Origin of the sequence: Leucobacter aridicollis (assembly GCF_013409595.1) — a bacterium.
Lineage (GTDB): Bacteria > Actinomycetota > Actinomycetes > Actinomycetales > Microbacteriaceae > Leucobacter > Leucobacter aridicollis.
Genome location: NZ_JACCBD010000001.1, coordinates 2,400,147 through 2,418,879, shown reverse-complemented (window position 1 = coordinate 2,418,879; position 18,733 = coordinate 2,400,147). Strand labels below are relative to the sequence as shown.

Sequence of the window (18,733 nt, the reverse complement as noted above, 5' to 3'; positions counted from 1 at the left end):
ACCAGACCGCAATCGAGCGGTTCTCAGGATTCGGGTGGACGCCGCTTCCGTGGCCGTCGCTCCCCTACCTGACAAGCTATGACAGGGCAAAGGAGGCCCGTATGTCAGAAGAAAGTGTTCTACCCGCCGAGAGCGGGCCGGACCCGATCGATTACGAGGCGGTGCAGGCCAGCCCCGAGTTCCAGCAGCTGCGAAGCAAACTCCGGAAATTCGTGTTCCCGCTTGCCGCGGCGTTCCTAGTGTGGTTTTTGCTCTACGTGTTTCTGGGAGCCTTCGCCCACGAGTTCATGGCGACTCCGCTGCTCGGAATGAACGTTGGCCTGTGGTTCGGCCTGCTGCAGTTCGTCTCAACGTTCGCAATCACCACCGCGTATGTCATGTACACGAACAGAAACATTGACCCGCTTGCGGAGGCCCTGCGGGCGGACCTCGAGCAGCAGGCAGCACGCACCGAAGGAGATACACCATGAATGTCGGCGTCTCCATGATGACCGCGCCAGCGGGCATCCTGAAGAGTGTCGGGGCCGCGGACCAGAATCCCGTCCTGAACATCTCGATCTTTCTCGCGTTCGTCGCCGTCACGATGGTGATCGTGATTCGGGCGAGCCGGAACACCCGGACGGCGGCGGACTTCTACGCCGGCGGTCGATCGTTCACCGGGCGCCAGAACGGCCTCGCGATCGCTGGTGACTACCTCTCGGCGGCCTCGTTCCTCGGGATCTGTGGCGCGATCGCGGTGAACGGCTACGACGGGTTCCTCTATTCGATCGGGTTCCTCGTCGCCTGGCTCGTTGCGCTGCTGCTCGTCGCCGAGCTCATGCGCAACACGGCGAAGTTCACGATGGCGGATGTGCTGTCGTTCCGGTTGAAGGAGCGGCCGGTTCGCATGGCGGCCTCGATCACCACCCTTGCGGTGACGTTCTTCTACCTGCTCGCCCAGATGGCAGGCGCTGGCGGGCTCGTCTCCCTGCTGCTCGGCGTCGACGACTCTCTCGGTCAGTCGCTGGTCGTCGCGGTCGTCGGGCTGGTGATGATCCTGTACGTGCTCATCGGCGGCATGAAGGGGACGACCTGGGTGCAGATCATCAAGGCCGCGCTGCTCATCCTCGGCGCCGCGGCGATGACCATCTGGGTGCTCGCGCTGAAGGGCTTCAACTTCGCTGCCGTGCTCGAGGCCGCCGTCAATAACCCTGAGAACACGAACGGCGAGGCGATCCTCGCGCCCGGAATCCAGTACGGGGCGATGCCGCTCGACTTCGTGTCGCTCGCGCTCGCGCTTGTGCTCGGCACCGCCGGTCTCCCGCACGTGCTCATGCGGTTTTACACGGTGCCAACGGCGAAGGCTGCGAGGCAGTCGGTCGTCTGGGCGATCTGGCTCATTGGAATCTTCTACCTGTTCACGCTCGTGCTCGGGTACGGCGCCGCGGCGTTCGTCGGGCCAGAGACCATCGCTTCCGCACCGGGCGGCGTGAACTCGGCCGCACCGCTCCTTGCCGCCGAGCTCGGCGGGCCGGTGCTGCTGGGGTTCATCTCGGCGGTCGCGTTTGCGACGATCCTCGCGGTGGTCGCGGGGCTGACGATCACCGCGTCGGCCTCGTTCGCGCACGACATCTACACCAGCGTCATTAAGAAGGGCAACGTCACGCAGAAGCAGGAAGTCCGGGTCGCGCGCTACACCACGATCGTGATCGGGGTGGTCGCGATCGTCGGCGGAATCGGCGTGCAAGGTCAGAACGTGGCGTTCCTCGTTGCGCTTGCCTTCGCGGTGGCCGCGTCTGCGAACCTTCCGACGATCCTGTTCTCGCTCTTCTGGAAGCGGTTCACCACGCGTGGCGCGCTCTGGTCGATGATTGGTGGACTGGTGACGGCGGTCGGGTTGATCATCTTCTCTCCCGTGGTGTCGGGCCAGCCGAACTCGATGTTTGGCGAGGGCGTCGACTTCGCGATCTACCCGCTGTCGAACCCAGGCATCATCTCGATCCCGGTCGGGTTCCTGCTTGCCTGGCTTGGCTCGATTACCGACAAGACTGTCGAGTCAAAGAAACGCGCCGCTGAGATGGAGGTGCGTGAGCTGACCGGGTACGGTGCGGAGCCGCCGGTGGCTCAATAGACGCCGCCGCCCGGCCGCCGGTCCGTTGATCTGCGACAGAGGAGTGGCCCCGACACGTCGTGTCGGGGCCACTCCTGGTGCTGTGTTCCGCGCTTCCGCCCTCCTGCCACCGGGCCCCAACTTTCTCTACGTTCTGACGTACTACGAGTGCGCGCAACTACGTCAATCCGTAGAGAAAGGTCGGTGGGGGTGATGCTGGGGCGCCCGACGCATCCCTGGCCGGCGGGCTGTGGGCCGGACACCCCCGCGCGACATGAAAGAATGGGACCCATGGCTAACCCAGTGAACCCGCCGCGCGGCATGCGCGACTTTCTGCCAGCCGACAAAGCCCGCCGGGAGCACGCGCTCGGCATCATTCGCGGCGTCTACCGCTCGCACGGCTTTGACGAGATCGAGACGCCCGTCGTTGAAGACCACGCGCGACTGCACTCGGGTCTCGGCGGGGACAACGAGAAGCTGAGCTTCTCGATTCTGAAGCGGGGAATCAAGCCCGAGGCGCTCGCCGCAGCCGCTGAGGCCGGCGATCCCGAGCAGCTTGCCGACCTTGGCCTGCGCTTCGATCTCACGGTGCCGCTTGCGCGCTTCTACGCCTCGCACCGTTCGGAGCTGCCGCCCGTGTTCCGGTCGATCCAGATCGCCCCGGTGTGGCGGGCCGAGCGCCCACAGAAGGGACGCTACCGGCAGTTCGTGCAGGCCGACATCGACATCATCGGAGAATCCGGCGTCATCGCAGAGATCGAGCTCATCACCGCGACGTCGCAGGTGCTCGCGCAGCTCGGACTGAAGGACTGCGTGATTCGCGTCAACGATCGCCGGATCTTGTTCGGCCTCCTCGACCACTGCGGCTTCGCACCCGAGGAGCAGTCCGGCGCGCTCATCACCATCGACAAGCTCGATAAGATCGGCGTCGACGGCGTTACGGCCGAGCTCGCGGAGACGAACGAGCCCGCCGCGGCGGCGATGCGCGGGATCCTCGAGGGCGTCGATCAGGCGCTCGCCGCGGGCATCCCGGTCACCCGCGAGGCGATCGCGGCGGTGCTGCCTGCTGGAGCCGCGGAAGACGGCGTCGCGAGCCTCGTCACGCTCGGCGAGGCGCTCGATGGCGGCCTCCCCGAGGGCGTCGAGATCCGCTTCGATCCGACCCTCGTGCGCGGCATGGGGTACTACACGGGAACGATCTTCGAGATCGCGCACCCGGGATCCGGATCCTCCGTTGGCGGCGGCGGCCGCTACGACGGCATGATCGGTCGCTTCCTCGGCCAGGACGTGCCGGCGGTGGGATTCTCGATCGGCTTCGAGCGCGTCGTCGACCTCATCGAACTCGACACGAGCTCGGGCCCGGCAGCGGTCGCGCTCGTCGCCGACGCCGACACCCCGCTTGACGATCTCATGAGCCTCAAACGCGCACTCGTCGCGGACGGGCTGCGCGTGCGCCTCGAGAAGCGCCAGAAGAACATGAAGACGCTGCTCGCCAGGCTCGAAACCGAGGGCTTTCAGCGGTTCGCGAGCGTGCGTCCGGGGGACCGCGACGCGGCGGCGCTGTCGTGGCGCGAACTCGGCGAGTAATGGCCTGATCTCCAGGGGTGATGAGCCCCGCACCCTCTACACTGTGAATAGGCGCGGAACACGCGTCTCATGACTTCCACCACAAGGAGCAGACTGTGGCATTTATCGACGCGGTGATCGCACGCGAGATTCTTGATTCGCGCGGAAACCCGACCGTTGAGGTCGAGATCGGCCTGACCGACGACTCGGTCGGGCGCGCGGCAGTGCCCTCGGGCGCCTCGACCGGTGCATTCGAAGCATACGAGCTGCGCGACGGCGACAAGGATCGTTACCTCGGCAAGGGCGTGCTCAAGGCCGTCGACGCCGTGTTCGACGAGCTTGCGCCCGCCATCGAGGGCTTCGCCGCCGACGACCAGCGCATCATCGACACCGTGCTGCGCGAGATCGACGGGACCGACAACAAGTCGCGTCTCGGCGCGAACTCGATTCTTGGCGTGAGCCTCGCCGTCGCGCATGCTGCCGCCGCGTCGGCAGAGCTGCCGCTCTACCGCTACCTCGGTGGCCCGACCGCGTGCACGCTTCCCGTGCCGCTCATGAACATCATCAACGGCGGCGCCCACGCCGACACCGATGTCGACATCCAGGAGTTCATGGCGGTGCCGCTCGGCGCCGAGAGCTTCTCGGAGGGCCTCCGTTGGGGCGTCGAGGTCTACCACGCGCTCAAGTCGCTGCTCAACGAGAAGGGCCTCTCGACCGGCCTCGGCGACGAGGGCGGCTTCGCGCCGAACCTCGAGAACAACGCCGCGGCGCTCGACCTCATCGTCGAGGCGATCAAGCGCGCCGGCCTCGAGCCGGGCAAGGATGTTGCCGTCGCGCTCGACGTCGCGTCGTCGGAGTTCTACGAGAACGGCGTCTACAAGTTCGAGGGCAAGGATCGCACCGCGGCCGAGATGGCCGACTACTACGCGGACCTGCTCGATCGGTACCCGCTCGTTTCGATTGAGGATCCCCTCGACGAGGCTGACTGGGATGGCTGGAAGGAGCTCACCGACCGCGTTGGCGACCGCGTGCAGCTCGTCGGCGACGACCTGTTCGTCACGAACCCGGAGCGCCTTGCTGACGGCATCGCGAAGGGCGTCGCGAATTCGCTGCTCGTGAAGGTGAACCAGATCGGCACCCTCACCGAGACGTTCGACGCCGTGCAGCTTGCGCAGCGCTCGGGCTACACCGCCGTCATGTCGCACCGCTCGGGCGAGACCGAGGACGTCACGATCGCCGACCTCGCTGTCGCGACCGACTGCGGCCAGATCAAGACCGGCGCCCCCGCGCGTTCGGACCGCGTCGCGAAGTACAACCAGCTGCTCCGCATCGAGGAGGAGCTCGGCGACGCAGCTCGCTACGCGGGTCGCGGCGCGTTCCCGCGTTTCCAGGCGTAGCCTCTCGCCTGATCTGAGGAGTACACGGTGAAGAACTGGGGCGCAGACATTGCGGCGTGGGTCGCGAGTCTGCGCTTCAGTGTCTTCACCGTCGTCGTGGTCGTCTCGGTGGTTGCCGGGGCGCTGATCCTCAGCCCGAACATTTCGACGTTTGTGCAGCAGCAGCGCGAGATTGCGCAGTTGCGCGAGAGCGTCCGGCAGCACCGCGAGGCCGTCGAGGAGATCGACGCCGAGCGGACGCGTTGGAAGGACCCGTCGTACGTGCGTGCTCAGGCGCGCGATCGACTCTCGTATGTGCTTCCTGGCGAGACTCAGCTCAGCATCATTTCGGATGTTGTGCTGCCTGTCGAGTCCCAGGAAGAGACCAGCGCAGACCTCACCCAGGTCGAGCGGAACTGGGCGAAGGATCTCCTTGGCTCGGTCATCGCCTCGGGCACAGCGGTGCCCGACACCCCATCAGAAGACGAAGCCGCAAGGAGCAGCAAGTGAGCCGGCCCCCATTCCCCGAACCGACAGCAGCAGACATCGCGGCGGTGAGTGAGCAGCTCGGTCGCGAGGCTCGCGGAGTCGTCGGTATTGCCGCGCGCGCCGCCGACGGCAGCCCAACGGTCGTGGCGACGTCTCCTCGGCTGCCCGATGGATCGCCGTTCCCGACGTTCTACTACCTGTCGCACCCGGAGGTCGTTGCTGCGGCATCGCGCCTCGAGGCCGCGGGCATGATGGTCGAGTTCAACGAGATGCTCGCCGAGGATGAGGAACTGCGGGCTGCCTACCAGCGCGCTCACGAGCAGTACATTGCCGATCGCGATGCGATTGGCGAGGTCCCGGAGCTCGCTGGAATCAGCGCTGGCGGTATGCCCACTCGCGTGAAGTGCCTCCATGCGTTGATCGGCCACTCGCTCGCAGCTGGCCCCGGTGTGAACCCGATTGGAGACTTGGCGCTCGAGCGTTCCGGCTGGAGCGCCTAAACGCGCATTAGCTGCGGGATTTGTGCCGAGTCGGCGAAGAATCATCGGCCTGAGTGCGCCGTCTCGCTGTTTGTGACGATCCGCAGCATATTTGCAGGTAAAGTGGTTCGGGTTGGGTGAATCTTGCCCAGCTGGCTTCCCGCGCAAACAAGCGGGCGCACCTTGCAGCCTGCATTTTGTGCACATTTGATCATCAAGGAGATCGCTTCGTGGCGAAGAAGATTCTGATCGTCGGCGGCGGCTACGCCGGCTTCTACACCGCATGGAAGCTCGAGAAGCTCCTCCGTGCTGGCGAGGCAGAGGTCACCATCGTTGACCCGCTTCCGTACATGGCGTACCTGCCGTTCCTCCCCGAGGTTGCAGCCGGCTCGATCGAGCCCCGCCACGCGGTTGTGGCGCGGCGCCGCCACCTGAAGAAGACCGCGAACGTCGCGGGCAAGGTGACCGGCATCTCGCACGCCACCAAGACCGCAACGATCACGCCGAACACCGGCGAGGCGTACGACTTCGAGTACGACCAGATCGTCATCACGACCGGTTCGGTCTCGCGTACGTTCCCGATCCCGGGTATCGCCGACCGCGCCATCGGCATGAAGACCATCGAAGAGGCCGTCGCGATCCGCGATCGCATGGTCGGCAACTTCGAGCGCGCCGCGTCGCTTCCGAAGGATTCGGCTGAGCGCGCGCGCCTCCTCACCGTCACCGTCGTTGGTGGCGGGTTTGCCGGCATCGAGTCGGTCGCCGAGCTGCGCTCGTTCGCGACTGCACTGCTCCGCCGCTACCCGGAGATCACCTTCGACGAGACGAAGTTCCACCTCGTCGAGGCAATGGGGCGCATCATGCCCGAGGTCACCGAGGGGCTCGCTGACTGGGTCGTCAAGGATCAGACCCGCCGCGGCGTGAACATCCACCTCGACACGCAGCTCTCCAGCGCCGAGGGCGGCAATATCGAGCTGTCGACTGGCGAGAAGTACGAGTCGGACCTCATCGTCTGGACCGCAGGCGTCATGCCCCGCCCGTTCCTTCGCGGAACGGACCTCCCCATCGGCGCTCGTGGCCACGTCGTCGGTACGCCGTCGCTGCGCGTCGCGACCGAAGAGGGCGAGATCGTTGAGGGTGCATGGACCGCAGGCGACACGTCGCAGGTCCCCGACATCTCCTCGACCCCCGGCCCCGGCGGCTTCTGCGTCCCGAACGCACAGCACGCCGTCCGCCAGGGCCGCCTGCTCGCGAAGAACATCGTTGCGTCGCTGCGCGGCGAGGGCGTCGTCGACTACAACCACAAGAACCAGGGCGCAGTCGCGGGCCTCGGCATGAACACCGGTGTGTTCCGCTCGGGCAACTTCACGCTCAAGGGCTACATCGCCTGGCTCGCGCACCGGTTCTACCACGGCCTCGCGATCCCGACGTGGGAGCGCAAGTGGCGCGTGTTCGGTGGCTGGGTTGGACACTTCTTCCTCAGCCGCGACATTGTCAACATCGAGGCAGTGACCGAGCCGCGCGCGATCTTCGAGGAGTTCGCGTCGCGTCCGCGCCCGGCCGCTGACTAAGGTCGGCTCCCGCGCTCAGAAGCCGTGGCTCGCGTGAGCCGTTGCACGTCTGAGTAGCGCGTTGCGTTGAAGGCCGCGAGACCCCCTGGGGTTTCGCGGCCTTTTGCGTGCCCGGCCTCGAACTGCAGGCGCCCCGTCCGCAGCTCCGCCCGCAGCCTCGCCCTCCGGCCCTACCACCCCCCAATTTTCCATTCGCGCCCAAATACCCCGGTCATTAGGGAAGGAACGGAAAGTTTGGGATGGGCCGGATCGGCGAGCCGCAGCCCTACAACTCCGGCGCGTGCTTTGACAGGAATTCGTACATCGAGGTGTCGTCCACGCCGGGGAAGGTTCCCGTTGGGAGCGGCGTCAGGACGTGCTGGTGCATCCGGGCGCTCGGCCAGGCTTTGCCCTCCCAGCGCTCGCGAAGCGTTGGGGGAGCGGTGCGGCAGCATGCCGTGTCGGGGCAGGTCGACCGCTTGCGCACCTGCGTGTCACGGCCGCGGAACCAGCGGGCGTCGTCGAACTGCACGCCACAGGCGATCGCGAACGGGCCCTGCTCGGCCTCGCCGGTCTGCACGCTCGTCCAGTAGGTGCCGTTCGGGGTGTCGGTGAACTGATAGAACTCGCTCGTGCGGTTCTGGCGGTGGAACGCGGTCCGTCCACCCCACTTCGCGCACAGCAGCTCGCCCTCGATCGCGCCGCCCTCGTCGGTCGGGAACGGCTTGCCATCGTTCTCGTACCCGCGCACGAGCGCGCCGGAGCCGTCGGTGCGGTAGTGGTGCACCCGGAGGTCGAGGTGTCGGGTCGCCAGGTTTGTGAACCGGTGGGCCGCCGCCTCGTGGGTCACCCCGAATGCGTCGCGGAAGTCCTCGATGGCGAGGTTGCGGTTGCGCTTCGCCTGCTGCAGGTAGTCCACCGCGCGCGCTTCGGGGAGCAGGCAGGCGGCCGCGAAGTAGTTGATCTGGAGCCGCTGTTCGAGGAACTGCGCGTAGCTCTTGGGCTCGGAGTGCCCGAGCACGCGGTGGCCCATCGCCTGCAGCGCGAGCGACCGGAGGCCGTGCCCGCCGGGGATCGACGTGGGCGGCAGATAAATGCGCCCGTTCTCGAGGTCGGTGATGCTTCGCGTGTTCGAGGGGAGGTCGTCGACGAAGATCAGGGTGAAGCCGAGCAGCTCGGCAAGCATCGCGACGTCGCGGTGCGTCACCGCGCCGACGGTGTGGCCGATGCGCCGCATGAGGTCGGAGGCGATGAGCTCGATGTCAGGCAGGTAGTTGTCGCGTTGCTGCATCTGGAGACGGATCATGGTGTTCGCTCGCCGCGCCTCTTCGGATGTCGTCTCCGCCGCGCGGGTGCGCCTGGCGAGCTCGCGATGCAGGCCGATGAGCGCCTCGAGCGTCTCGTCGTTCAGCGAACGCGGGGTGCGGATCCTCGGGAGCCCGAGCTGCTCGTACCCGAGTGTGCTCTGGGCCCGTTCGAGCTCGATCTCGAGCTCGCTGCGCCTGTCGGGCGCCTCCTCGCTCAGGAGCTCGCCGGGATCGACGCCAAGTTCGCGAGCGATGGCCTGGATGAGTGTGAGCTTTGGCTCGCGCTTGCCGTTCTCGACGAGGGAGAGCTGGCTCGGTACGACGCCGACCCTGCTACCGAGCTGCTCGAGGGTGAGGCCGGCCTGGTTGCGATAGTGCCTGAGGCGCTTGCCGAGGACAAGTCGATCGACGGTGGCTGCGCTCAGCGAGGGAGTGAGTTGTGGGCCCATAAGTTGACTATATGTCAAAAAGCTGAAAAATTGACAGCCGATTTGGTGAACGGGAGGTAACAGCGCCTACGAGAATAGAAATACAGCCCGGTTCGACGAAACCCCAAGGAGACTCGACGGTATGAGTAACGCTACTCTCGCTTCGATCACTGATCTCGTTCGCGAGACCGCCACGACCGACAACGCAGAGGTTCTGCAGTGGGTCACCGAGGTTGCGGAGCTCACGCAGCCTGACTCGATTCTCTGGTGCGACGGTTCGCAGGACGAATGGAACCGCATCACCAGCGAGATGGTTGAGGCTGGATCGCTGATCCCGCTCGACAAGAATCTGCGCCCGGGCAGCTTCCTCGCCCGCTCGCATCCCGCCGATGTCGCGCGCGTCGAGGACCGCACGTTCATCTGCTCGGAGGACGAGGCCGACGCCGGCCCGACGAACAACTGGGTCGCGCCCGCCGCCATGCGCGCCGAGCTCATGCCACTCTTCGAGGGCTCGATGCGCGGCCGCACGATGTACGTCGTGCCGTTCTCGATGGGGCCCGTCGGCGGCGCCATCACGCAGCTCGGCATCGAGATCACCGACTCGCCCTACGCCGTGCTCAACATGCGCATCATGACCCGAATGGGCCAGCAGGCGCTCGACGGCATTACCCCGGGCAGCGAATGGGTCCGCACGGTGCACTCGGTCGGCGCCCCGCTCGTCGACGGCGCTGAGGACTCGGCGTGGCCCTGCAACGACACGAAGTACATCACGCACTTCCCCGACACCCTCGAGGTCTGGTCGTACGGCTCGGGCTACGGCGGCAACGCGCTGCTCTCGAAGAAGTGCTTCGCGCTGCGCATCGCGAGCGTCATGGGCAAGAACGAGGGGTGGCTCGCCGAGCACATGCTCCTCCTGAAGCTTACGAACACCGAGACCGGCAAGGACTACCACCTGTCGGCCGCGTTCCCCTCGGCCTGCGGCAAGACCAACCTCGCGATGCTCCAGCCGACGATCCCCGGCTGGAAGGTCGAGACCATCGGCGACGACATCGCCTGGCTCCGCCCCGGCAAGGACGGCCGCCTGTACGCGATCAACCCCGAGGCAGGCTTCTTCGGCGTCGCTCCCGGCACCGGCGAATCGACGAACCCGGTCGCGATGGAGACCCTCTGGGGCAACACGATCTTCACGAACGTCGCGCTCACCGACACCGGTGACGTCTGGTGGGAGGGCATGACCGACACGGTTCCCGAGCACCTCATCGACTGGCAGGGCAACGACTGGACGCCCGAGTCGGGCCGTCCGGCGGCGCACCCGAACTCGCGGTTCACGGTGCCGATCCAGCAGACCCCGTCGCTCGCACGCGACTGGTACGAGCAGGACGGCGTGCCGCTCGACGCGATCCTCTTCGGCGGTCGCCGCGCGACCAACGTGCCGCTCGTCGCGCAGTCGCGCTCCTGGAACCACGGCGTCTTCGTCGGTGCGACGATCTCGTCTGAGAAGACCGCTGCGCAGGAGGGCACCGTTGGCGAGCTTCGCCGCGATCCCTTCGCGATGCTGCCGTTCTGCGGGTACAACATGGCCGACTACTGGGGCCACTGGCTCGAGATGGGGGAGCAGCTCGGCGAGAACGCGCCGAAGATGTTCCAGGTCAACTGGTTCCGCAAGGACGAGGACGGCAAGTTCATGTGGCCGGGCTTCGGCGACAACTCGCGCGTCATCGACTGGGTGATTCGCCGCGTCGAGGGCGAGCACACCGGCGTCGAGACCGCCGTCGGCACGATCCCCGCACCGGGCGAGCTCAACCTCACGGGCATCGAGGAGGTCGAGAAGGATCTTGACAAGATCTTCGCGATCGACCCGGCCTCCTGGCTCGCTGAGGCGGACCTCACCGAGGAGTACTTCGCGCAATTCGGCGACCGCCTGCCCCAGGCGCTGACCGCTGAGCTTGACGCGCTGCGCGAGCGCCTCGGGAAGTAACGACGCGCCCTGAGGGGCGACGCAACGCGAGCGGGCGGTGCGGCTGGGAGCAACTCCCACCGCACCGCCCGCTCGCGTTGCACCCGGTAGGCGTCAGTGCGCCGAGAACTCTCGGGTAAGGATCGGGGCGACGGCGCGCGCACCCCGGCCGCTCATGACCACCGTGTAGTGGTTGAGGTCGTCGAGCTCGGTGTGCCGCACGTTCGGCAGCGCGGCAAGCAGCGCCGCGAGGTGGCGCGGCGGGTACAGGCCGGGGCGCTCGTCGAGCAGACCGTTCGGCACGGTCACGAGATCGACCGGGCCGGGGAACTCCGGCAGCGCCGCGAGCGCGCCGGTCAACGTCGTCCCGGTGTTCATGTCGACGGTATCGTCGGTCGTGGTCGCGAGGCTCGTTGCGGGGCGATACGCATCGCCGTCCGGCACCAGATCGTACGCGAAATAGGCCTCGAGCTCCGCGCTCCAATCGCGCACAAACGCGGGGTGCGCGCGCCAGAAATCGAGGTATGCAGCGACGTCGGCGAAGCGCATCGAGAGCCGCTCGGCGGTTGGCCCGAGGATCGCCTGCACGAGCGCTTCGGCGCTCACGCCCGCAGGAGCGTCGAGGGGGAGGCCGCCGTCGATGAGCACGAGCCGCGCGACGCGTTCGGGCGCGAGGTGCGCGAGCGTGACCGCGACGAACGCCCCCATCGAGTGCCCGAACACGGGAACCGACGGCTCCCCGAACGCGTCGAGCACGGCGACAAGGTCGGCGGCGTGAGCGGCCATGCCCGCGGGCCCGTCGACGCCGTTGCTCGCTCCGCGGCCGCGGAGGTCGGGGGCGAGGATCCGGATCCCGGGGAGCTCCTCGACGACGAACGGCCAGGCGAGGTGCGAGGCCGTGACGCCGTGAACGGCGAGCGCGGTGGGCTCGCCGGCCGCTGGCGTGACGGGATCCCAGACGCCGACCCTGAGCTGGCCGCCCGACACCGGGACATCGACCGTGCGGTAGGTGTGGGAGTTCATTTTGCGCTCCATCCGCCATCCATGGTGTACGACGCCCCGGTCACCATGCCCGACATGTCGGACGCCAGCCAGCCGACGAGGGAGGCGACCTCCGCGGGTTCAACAAGCCGCTTCACGGCGCTCTCGGTGAGCATGATGCGCTCGACGACGTCGCTCTCGGCGATCCCGTGAACCTTCGCCTGGTCGGCGATCTGCCGCTCGACGAGCGGGGTGCGCACATACCCGGGGTTCACGCAGTTGCTGGTGACGCCATGCGGGCCGCCTTCGAGGGCGGTCACCTTCGACAGCCCCTCCAGGCCGTGCTTGGCCGCGACGTAGGCCGACTTGAACGCGCTAGCGCGCAGCCCATGCACGCTCGACAGGTTGATGATGCGGCCCCAGCCGCGCTCGTACATGCCTGGGAGCGCTGCACGGATGAGCAGGAAGGGCGCCTCGAGCATGAGCCGCTGGATGAGGCGGAACGCCTCGGGATCGAACTCCTCGATGGGGCTCACCCGCTGCACTCCGGCGTTGTTCACGATGATGTCAGCGTCGAGCGTGAGCGCGTCGAGCGCGCGGGTGTCGGCGAGATCGACGATCCAGGCCTCGGCGGTGCCGCCCGTCGCCGCGATCTCCGAGACCGCCCGCTCCGCCGCGTCGGCGGTGACATCGGCGATGGTGACATGGGCGCCGCGCGCCGCGAACTCGTGCGCGCACGCGAGACCGATGCCCGAGCCGCCTCCCGTGACGAGTGCCCTACGGCCCGCGAGATCCTGATCGGTCATCACTCCGCTCCCTTCCGTGTGTGTGGCCCGCCGAGCGCGCCACCGATGAATTGCATCATTGCGTCGAGCACGTGCGGGGCAATGCGATCCGGCGCCGTCCCACTCGCGTCGCGCTCCCAGAGGATGTAGCGCATGCCGATGAGCTCGCCGAGGCCCATGAGCGCCCACGCGGCGACCTCGGGGTCGAGGGTCGTGTCGATGTCGCCGGCGGATTGCGCCGCCTGCAGCCCCGCCGTGTAGCCCTCAACGATGCGCTCGTAGTGCAACCGCATGGTTTCGGGCGAGACGAACTCCGCTTCCCGGACGACCCGGTAGAGCGCCGGATGCTTCGCGGTGAACCGGAAGAACCCCTCGAACCCACCGCGCTCCGCCTCGATCCGGTTCGTTGCGCCAGCCATCGCCTCGCTCATCGACTGTCGCACGCGGTCGTTCAGGTCGATCACGAGCGCCTCGAAGATGCTCTGCTTGCTGTCGAAGTAGAGGTAGAACGTGCCGAGGGCGACCCCGGCGTGCTCGGTAACCTTGACGATCGACGCCTCGTGGTAGCCGAGCTCGGCGAACACGTCCTCCGCGGCCTCGAGGAGGCGGCGCCTGGTTGCGAGACCGCGCTTGGTGAGCGGCCGGCCCGTCGCCGGCGAGATCGGGTCGTCCGCGGTGGGCTGTGCCGGATCGCTGGTGGGCGGGGTGGGCTGTGCCGGATCGCCGGTGGGCTGTGCTGGTTCGCTGATGGAGGTCATGCGGTGCCTGTCTGATCGTGTGCGGCGAGCGCGGTGCGGGCGCGGTCTGCGAGCGCTCCGCGCGCGACCTTCTCGATGGTGGAGCGCGGCAGCTCGTCGACAAACTCGACGTGCGCTGGCAGCTTGAACGGGGCGAGGAGGGCGCGCGCGTGCGCGAGCAGCTCGTCGCGGGAGACCGGCGCGGCGGTGACGATGAACGCGTACCCGCGCTCGCCCCACACCGGGTCCGGGACGCCGACGACCGCGGCGGCCTCGACCAGGGGATGCGTGCAGAGCGCTGCCTCGACCTCGGCCGGCGCGACGTTCTCCCCGCCAGAGACGTAGATGTTCTTTACCCGGTCGACGACTCGGTGGATTCCGCCGGCGTCGCGCGCGACGATGTCGCCCGTGCGCAGCCAGCCGTCCGACATTGCCCGTTCGGTCGCCGCGTCGTCGTCGAGATAGCCGGAGAACAGGCTTGGGCCGCGCACCCACAGCTCGCCGGTCGCCGCGCCAGCGAGCGGCAGCCCGCTCTCGGTGTCCACGATCGCCGTCTCGACCGAGGGATAGGGGCGACCGACGGCGCCCGGAAACTCCGCGAGCTCACCGGACTGGAGGTGCAGCACGTTCGGGCCGGCCTCCGTGAGTCCGTACCCCTGGGCGAGGGGGAGCCCGAGTCGGGCGGCCTCGACCGCGAGCTGCTCGGGAATCGTCGAGCCGCCGACGAGCGCGCGCGAGAGCGACCGGAGGTCGGCACTCTCGATGCCGGGTTGCGCGAACAGCATCTGGTACTGCGTCGGCACGCCCATCATGGTGGTGACCTTCCGCTCGCGGATGAGCTGCAGGACGCGGCCTGGCTGGAACGACCGCTCGAGCACGACCGTCGCCCCAACCCACCAGGCGAGCAGTGGCTGCACGTTCCACGCGGCCACGTGGTGCTGCGGCAGGATCGAGAGCACCACGTCGGCCGAGGTCATGGGCATCGCCCGCGAGAGCGCGAGGTTGGTCCAGAAACAGGACCGGTGCGTGAGCACGACGCCCTTCGGCGCGGCCTCGCTGCCCGACGTGAAGACGACGAGCAGCGGGTCTCCGGCCTCGGCGTCTCGGCGCTCCAGTGGACGCGCCGACGGCGGCGCCCACTGCTCGACTCCGGCGAGGCCGGGCTCGGCGCACGGGGGAGCGACGCCGCCGGCCGCCCGGAGCACCGCGAGCGCCTCCTCACCGAGTCCCGCGTACTCGTCCTCGACGAGGAGCAGGTCTGCGCGGGACCGCCGGATGAGCTCGCCGAGCTCGGCCGCGGTGAGGCGCCACGAGAGCGGGATGAAGGCGATGCCGAGGATCGCGCAGGCGAAGAACGCGACGACGTGGTCGGTCGAGTTGCCTGACACCGTCGCGATGCGCCCGCCGGCGCCGTAGCCGGCCTCCGCGAGCCTCGAGGCGAGCGCACGCGCCCGCGTATTGAGCGCGTGATACGAGGTGAGGACGCCGCGGTCGTCGATCGCGATGCGCGCACCGTCGATCGCGGCGCGATCCGCGAGCCAATTGCCGATGGTGTAGTCGCTCATGCGCGGCGCTTCCGGGTGCGTTTCTTCCATGCTGTATCCAGCGTGCCAGCGATTCCGCCAGGAAGAAACATGACGACGAGAATGAACAGCGTGCCGAGGAGAAAGAGCGGCTCGGAGAGCGGGATCCGCAGCACGTCGGGGAGGCCCTGGATCGCTTCCGCCTTGGCGAGCACCGTCAGGCGCTGGTCGAGGATCGTGTAGATGAATCCGCCGGCGATCGCGCCCCACCGGTAGCCGACGCCGCCGAGCACGACCATCACGAGCACGGTGATCGTGAGGTCGGCCGACACCGCCCTGGGCACCGTGCCAGACTGCAGCAGCATGTACCCGACGCCAGCGAGGCTCGCGAGCACCGCAGCGATGACGAAGATGGTGAGTTTCGCGGCGTACGGGCTGAGCCCGAGGACCTTCACCCGCTCCGGGTTCTCGCGCGACGCGCGTGCGAGGTGCCCGAGCCGGCTGCGGTCGACCCACAGCGCGACGAGATAGACGAACACCAGAATCGCGAGGATCACCCAGTACAGGTTGCGCGTGTTCACGACGCCGACGAGCCAGTCCGGCACCTGCGCGGTCGCGAGGCTGAGCCCCTCCTCACCGCCGGTCACCTGGGCGTTGCGGCGCACGAGCACCGATCCTGCCTGGGCGAACGCGAGCGTGACCATCGCGAACGGGATCCCAGAGACGCGGTTCGCGACCGACCCCGTGAGGAGCGCGATGAGGAGCCCGCCGATGAGCGCGAGGAGCACTGCCGGCACGAGCGGCAACTCGAACTGCGCGAGCGCGATCCCCAGCAGGTAGGCGCCGCCGCCGAAGGACAGCGCATGGCCGAACGACAGCATGCCCGCGGTGCCGAGCAGCATGTTGTAGGACAGCGCGAGCGCGGCGAACACCATGCAGAGCGAGAGCAGCGCGAGGCTGCCGGGCATGTAGGTCGGCGTCGGGAGGATACCGGGGATCTGCAGGTTGAGGAGGGGAAGGGCCGCCGCGACCGCGACGAGCGCGATGCCCGCGACGACGGGGAGGATCGGTCGGCGCGCCGTGACCGGGCGCATCGTCTGAGTCGACATCACTGTGCCACCTTTCGTCCCATGAGGCCGCGGGGTCGCACGAGGAGCACCACGGCGAGCAGGATCACGACGATGAAGTCGCCGGTGCCGCCCAGATAGAAGTTCGCGAACTGCTGGAGCACCGCCACGAGCACCGAGGCGACGGCCGCGCCGGCGAGCGACCCAAGCCCGCCGACGACGGTGACGATGAACGCGAAGATGAGCAGCGTCTGCCCGAGGTGGGCCGAGACGAAGGTCATGTAGTGCATCGCGAGCACCCCGCCGATGCCGGCGGCGGCGCCGCCGATCGCGAAGACCAGCGTGAAGGCCTTGCGCACGTCGATACCGAGGGCCGTGACCATCGCGCGATTCTCGACGCCCGCGCGAATGATCATGCCGTAGCGCGTCTTCTTGAGAAACAGCACGAGCGCGGTGAGGACGAGGCCTGCGGTGAGGATCAGGATCCAGTACACGTTCGGGATCTTCGCGCCGAGCACGAGCGTGGTCTGCTTGAGCCAGGTCGGCCCGGCGACCGTGATCGGGTCGGAGCCCCAGATGCCCTCGAACAGGGCGATCGCCGCGAACGAGAGCCCCACTGTCACGAGCACCTGTTCGATGTGGCGCTCGTAGAGCGGGCGGATGAGCAGCAACTCGGTGAGCGTTGCGAAGACCGCGCCGACGAGCGCCCCGACGGCGACGGAAACGACGAGCGCGAACCAGCTGTCCGTGCCGAGCGCCTGCGCGGTGCGCCACCCGATGAAGGCGGCGAGCGTGAGGAAGGCGCCGTGCGCGAAGTTCAGCACGTGCATGAGCCCGTAGATCAGGCTCAGGCCGGAAGCGACGAGAAAGTAGAGGGCGCCAAGCCCGACGCCGGTGATGAGGGTGAGGACGAGTGCGCTCACAGCTGGATCCCTCCCTCTGCGTGGACGCCGAGCAACTGGGTGGTGAGCTGGTCGTCGTCGAGGATGTCGGCGGCCTTGCCCGTGTACACGACGCGGCCGGAGGAGATCACGATCGCGTCGTCGGCGAGCTGCCTGACGACCTCGAGGTTCTGCTCGACGAGCAGGATCGGCACGGTCGTCGCCGCCTCCGCGAGCGCGTCGGCGACCTCCTGCACGATCTTTGGGGCGAGGCCCTTTGTCGGCTCGTCGACGAGCAGGATCCGGTTGTCGTTGATGAGCGCGCGGGCGACCGAGACCATCTGCTGCTGGCCCCCGGAGAGCGTGCCGGCGGCCTGGTCGCGCCGGGCGACGAGGTCGGGGAACAACTCGGCGACGAATTCACGCCGAGGGTGCGGGCCGCGCTCAGCGAGCGCGAGGTTCTCGGCGACGCTCAGCGACCCGAACACCTCGCGGTCTTCCGGCACGTAACCGATTCCGCGCTGCACGAGCTTGTGGGTCGGGAGCCTGTCGATGCGGTCGCCGGCAAGGCGTACCTCGCCTGAGCGGGTGATGAGGCCCATGATGCCGCGCAGTGTCGACGTCTTGCCCGCGCCGTTGCGTCCGAGCACCGCCGTGATGCCGGTGGCTGGCACTTCGAATGAGACGTCCTCGACCACCTGTTGCCCGGCGATGGAGCACTCGAGATGGGAGACTGTGAGAATCGGCGCGCTCATACGGCGCGCCCGAGGTATGCGCTTTGCACGGTGGGGTTCTCCATGATGTTCTGCGGGGTGTCGAAGGCGATGATGTTGCCGAAGTACATCACCGCGACGCGGTCGACGAAGCCGAGCAGCACGTCGATGTGGTGCTCGACCATGAGTACGGTGCACTGTTTTTCTGCCTGCATGTCGCGGATGTTCTCTACGAGCCCGGCGACGTCGCCCGAGGCGACGCCAGCCATTGGCTCGTCGAGCAGCACCACGCTCGAGTCCGTCACGAGCAGCACTGCGATCTCGAGTTTGCGCTTGTCGCCGTGCGAGATGTCGCCCGCGAGGGTCGCGGCCTGGTGGGAGAGTCCCACGGTCGCGAGCGTGTCCATTGCGAGCTTCGTCGCTGCGTCGCCGCGCTTGGGGAAGCGGAGGAGCGACATGCTGCCGCCCGCCGTCGCCTGGGCCGCGAGCCTGACGTTCTCGAGCACGCTGAGGCCAGGGAAGTAGCTCGACGTTTGGAATGTGCGACCCAGCCCCGCCCGCGCGCGGGCCGCGACAGAACTTCTCGTGATCGGGTCGCCGTGGAGCGACACGGTGCCGCTCGTCGGGGCGATGAGTCCCGAGATCACGTTGAAGAGCGTCGTTTTCCCCGCGCCGTTCGGGCCGATGACGCCGACGATCGACCCCTGCGGGACGTCAAGGTCCACGCTGTCGAGGATCGTGGCGCCGCCGATCTTGAGACCGAGGCCGGAGACGGTGAGGGCGGACGGGGGCTGGGTGTGCACGG

The 18,733-nt window shown here is 67.8% G+C and carries 17 protein-coding genes; 8 read left to right on the top strand and 9 right to left on the bottom strand.

Annotated features, from left to right (window positions below; all coding sequences use genetic code 11):
• The first annotated feature begins 101 nt into the window (after positions 1–101).
• The 7 genes from BJ960_RS11250 to BJ960_RS11220 all read left to right on the top strand — a co-directional run bounded on the left by BJ960_RS11250 (position 102) and on the right by BJ960_RS11220 (position 7,570).
• The gene (locus BJ960_RS11250; RefSeq protein ID WP_185987344.1) at positions 102–470 is read left to right on the top strand and encodes a DUF485 domain-containing protein; all 369 of its coding nucleotides are present in this window, start codon (positions 102–104) and stop codon (positions 468–470) included.
• A gap of 17 nt (positions 471–487) precedes the next feature.
• Positions 488–2,110: a solute symporter family protein gene (locus tag BJ960_RS11245; RefSeq protein ID WP_185988264.1), complete on the top strand. Its 1,623-nt coding sequence runs from the start codon at positions 488–490 to the stop codon at positions 2,108–2,110.
• A gap of 270 nt (positions 2,111–2,380) precedes the next feature.
• Positions 2,381–3,676, top strand: a complete 1,296-nt coding sequence (gene hisS / locus BJ960_RS11240; protein ID WP_185987343.1) for a histidine--tRNA ligase — start codon at positions 2,381–2,383, stop codon at positions 3,674–3,676.
• 95 nt (positions 3,677–3,771) lie between these two features.
• The gene (eno, locus tag BJ960_RS11235; protein WP_121073127.1) at positions 3,772–5,052 is read left to right on the top strand and encodes a phosphopyruvate hydratase; all 1,281 of its coding nucleotides are present in this window, start codon (positions 3,772–3,774) and stop codon (positions 5,050–5,052) included.
• A 27-nt stretch (positions 5,053–5,079) separates the two neighbouring features.
• Positions 5,080–5,541: a septum formation initiator family protein gene (locus BJ960_RS11230; RefSeq protein WP_121073125.1), complete on the top strand. Its 462-nt coding sequence runs from the start codon at positions 5,080–5,082 to the stop codon at positions 5,539–5,541.
• The gene (locus BJ960_RS11225) at positions 5,538–6,020 is read left to right on the top strand and encodes a DUF501 domain-containing protein (protein ID WP_185987342.1); all 483 of its coding nucleotides are present in this window, start codon (positions 5,538–5,540) and stop codon (positions 6,018–6,020) included. Before BJ960_RS11230 ends, BJ960_RS11225 begins: the two co-directional genes overlap by 4 nt.
• 209 nt (positions 6,021–6,229) lie before the next feature.
• Positions 6,230–7,570 (top strand): NAD(P)/FAD-dependent oxidoreductase, encoded by a 1,341-nt coding sequence (locus tag BJ960_RS11220; RefSeq protein ID WP_185987341.1) that lies wholly within the window; start codon positions 6,230–6,232, stop codon positions 7,568–7,570.
• A 265-nt stretch (positions 7,571–7,835) separates the two neighbouring features.
• Here BJ960_RS11220 and BJ960_RS11215 read toward each other — a convergent pair whose 3' ends face one another.
• A complete protein-coding gene (locus tag BJ960_RS11215) occupies positions 7,836–9,305 on the bottom strand; it encodes a helix-turn-helix domain-containing protein (protein WP_183075247.1) in 1,470 nt (489 codons plus the stop codon).
• Between the two features lie 121 nt (positions 9,306–9,426).
• Between BJ960_RS11215 and BJ960_RS11210 the strand changes: the two genes are divergently transcribed.
• Positions 9,427–11,262 (top strand): phosphoenolpyruvate carboxykinase (GTP), encoded by a 1,836-nt coding sequence (locus BJ960_RS11210; protein ID WP_121073119.1) that lies wholly within the window; start codon positions 9,427–9,429, stop codon positions 11,260–11,262.
• Between the two features lie 93 nt (positions 11,263–11,355).
• Here the strand turns inward: BJ960_RS11210 and BJ960_RS11205 are convergent, their stop codons facing one another.
• The 8 genes from BJ960_RS11205 to BJ960_RS11170 are packed head-to-tail and all read right to left on the bottom strand — an operon-like array spanning position 11,356 to position 18,731.
• Positions 11,356–12,264 carry an alpha/beta fold hydrolase gene (locus tag BJ960_RS11205; protein ID WP_185987340.1) on the bottom strand — a complete coding sequence of 303 codons (909 nt, stop codon included), beginning with the start codon at positions 12,262–12,264 and terminating at the stop codon, positions 11,356–11,358.
• Positions 12,261–13,028 carry a 3-hydroxybutyrate dehydrogenase gene (locus BJ960_RS11200; RefSeq protein WP_185987339.1) on the bottom strand — a complete coding sequence of 256 codons (768 nt, stop codon included), beginning with the start codon at positions 13,026–13,028 and terminating at the stop codon, positions 12,261–12,263. Before BJ960_RS11200 ends, BJ960_RS11205 begins: the two co-directional genes overlap by 4 nt.
• Positions 13,028–13,765 carry a TetR/AcrR family transcriptional regulator gene (locus BJ960_RS11195; RefSeq protein WP_185987338.1) on the bottom strand — a complete coding sequence of 246 codons (738 nt, stop codon included), beginning with the start codon at positions 13,763–13,765 and terminating at the stop codon, positions 13,028–13,030. The genes BJ960_RS11200 and BJ960_RS11195 overlap by 1 nt, the downstream gene beginning before the upstream one ends.
• Complete coding sequence (locus tag BJ960_RS11190; protein WP_244960247.1) at positions 13,762–15,339, bottom strand: class I adenylate-forming enzyme family protein; 1,578 nt, start codon at positions 15,337–15,339, stop codon at positions 13,762–13,764. The genes BJ960_RS11195 and BJ960_RS11190 overlap by 4 nt, the downstream gene beginning before the upstream one ends.
• Positions 15,306–16,376 carry a branched-chain amino acid ABC transporter permease gene (locus BJ960_RS11185; RefSeq protein ID WP_237463459.1) on the bottom strand — a complete coding sequence of 357 codons (1,071 nt, stop codon included), beginning with the start codon at positions 16,374–16,376 and terminating at the stop codon, positions 15,306–15,308. The genes BJ960_RS11190 and BJ960_RS11185 overlap by 34 nt, the downstream gene beginning before the upstream one ends.
• Positions 16,376–17,257: a branched-chain amino acid ABC transporter permease gene (locus tag BJ960_RS11180; protein WP_121073109.1), complete on the bottom strand. Its 882-nt coding sequence runs from the start codon at positions 17,255–17,257 to the stop codon at positions 16,376–16,378. The genes BJ960_RS11185 and BJ960_RS11180 overlap by 1 nt, the downstream gene beginning before the upstream one ends.
• Positions 17,254–17,970, bottom strand: a complete 717-nt coding sequence (locus BJ960_RS11175; protein WP_185987337.1) for an ABC transporter ATP-binding protein — start codon at positions 17,968–17,970, stop codon at positions 17,254–17,256. Before BJ960_RS11175 ends, BJ960_RS11180 begins: the two co-directional genes overlap by 4 nt.
• Positions 17,967–18,731 carry an ABC transporter ATP-binding protein gene (locus tag BJ960_RS11170; protein ID WP_185987336.1) on the bottom strand — a complete coding sequence of 255 codons (765 nt, stop codon included), beginning with the start codon at positions 18,729–18,731 and terminating at the stop codon, positions 17,967–17,969. The genes BJ960_RS11175 and BJ960_RS11170 overlap by 4 nt, the downstream gene beginning before the upstream one ends.
• Positions 18,732–18,733 lie beyond the last annotated feature (2 nt).

Excerpts from the sequence above, each read along its gene's own strand:
- BJ960_RS11250 (WP_185987344.1), top strand. The coding sequence starts at position 102 with ATGTCAGAAGAAAGTGTTCTACCCGCCGAGAGCGGGCCGGACCCGATC.
- BJ960_RS11245 (WP_185988264.1), top strand. The coding sequence starts at position 488 with ATGACCGCGCCAGCGGGCATCCTGAAGAGTGTCGGGGCCGCGGACCAG.
- hisS (WP_185987343.1), top strand. The coding sequence starts at position 2,381 with ATGGCTAACCCAGTGAACCCGCCGCGCGGCATGCGCGACTTTCTGCCA.
- BJ960_RS11215 (WP_183075247.1), bottom strand. The coding sequence starts at position 9,305 with ATGGGCCCACAACTCACTCCCTCGCTGAGCGCAGCCACCGTCGATCGA.
- BJ960_RS11210 (WP_121073119.1), top strand. The coding sequence starts at position 9,427 with ATGAGTAACGCTACTCTCGCTTCGATCACTGATCTCGTTCGCGAGACC.
- BJ960_RS11205 (WP_185987340.1), bottom strand. The coding sequence starts at position 12,264 with ATGAACTCCCACACCTACCGCACGGTCGATGTCCCGGTGTCGGGCGGC.
- BJ960_RS11200 (WP_185987339.1), bottom strand. The coding sequence starts at position 13,028 with ATGACCGATCAGGATCTCGCGGGCCGTAGGGCACTCGTCACGGGAGGC.
- BJ960_RS11195 (WP_185987338.1), bottom strand. The coding sequence starts at position 13,765 with ATGACCTCCATCAGCGAACCAGCACAGCCCACCGGCGATCCGGCACAG.
- BJ960_RS11190 (WP_244960247.1), bottom strand. The coding sequence starts at position 15,339 with ATGGAAGAAACGCACCCGGAAGCGCCGCGCATGAGCGACTACACCATC.
- BJ960_RS11185 (WP_237463459.1), bottom strand. The coding sequence starts at position 16,376 with ATGTCGACTCAGACGATGCGCCCGGTCACGGCGCGCCGACCGATCCTC.
- BJ960_RS11175 (WP_185987337.1), bottom strand. The coding sequence starts at position 17,970 with ATGAGCGCGCCGATTCTCACAGTCTCCCATCTCGAGTGCTCCATCGCC.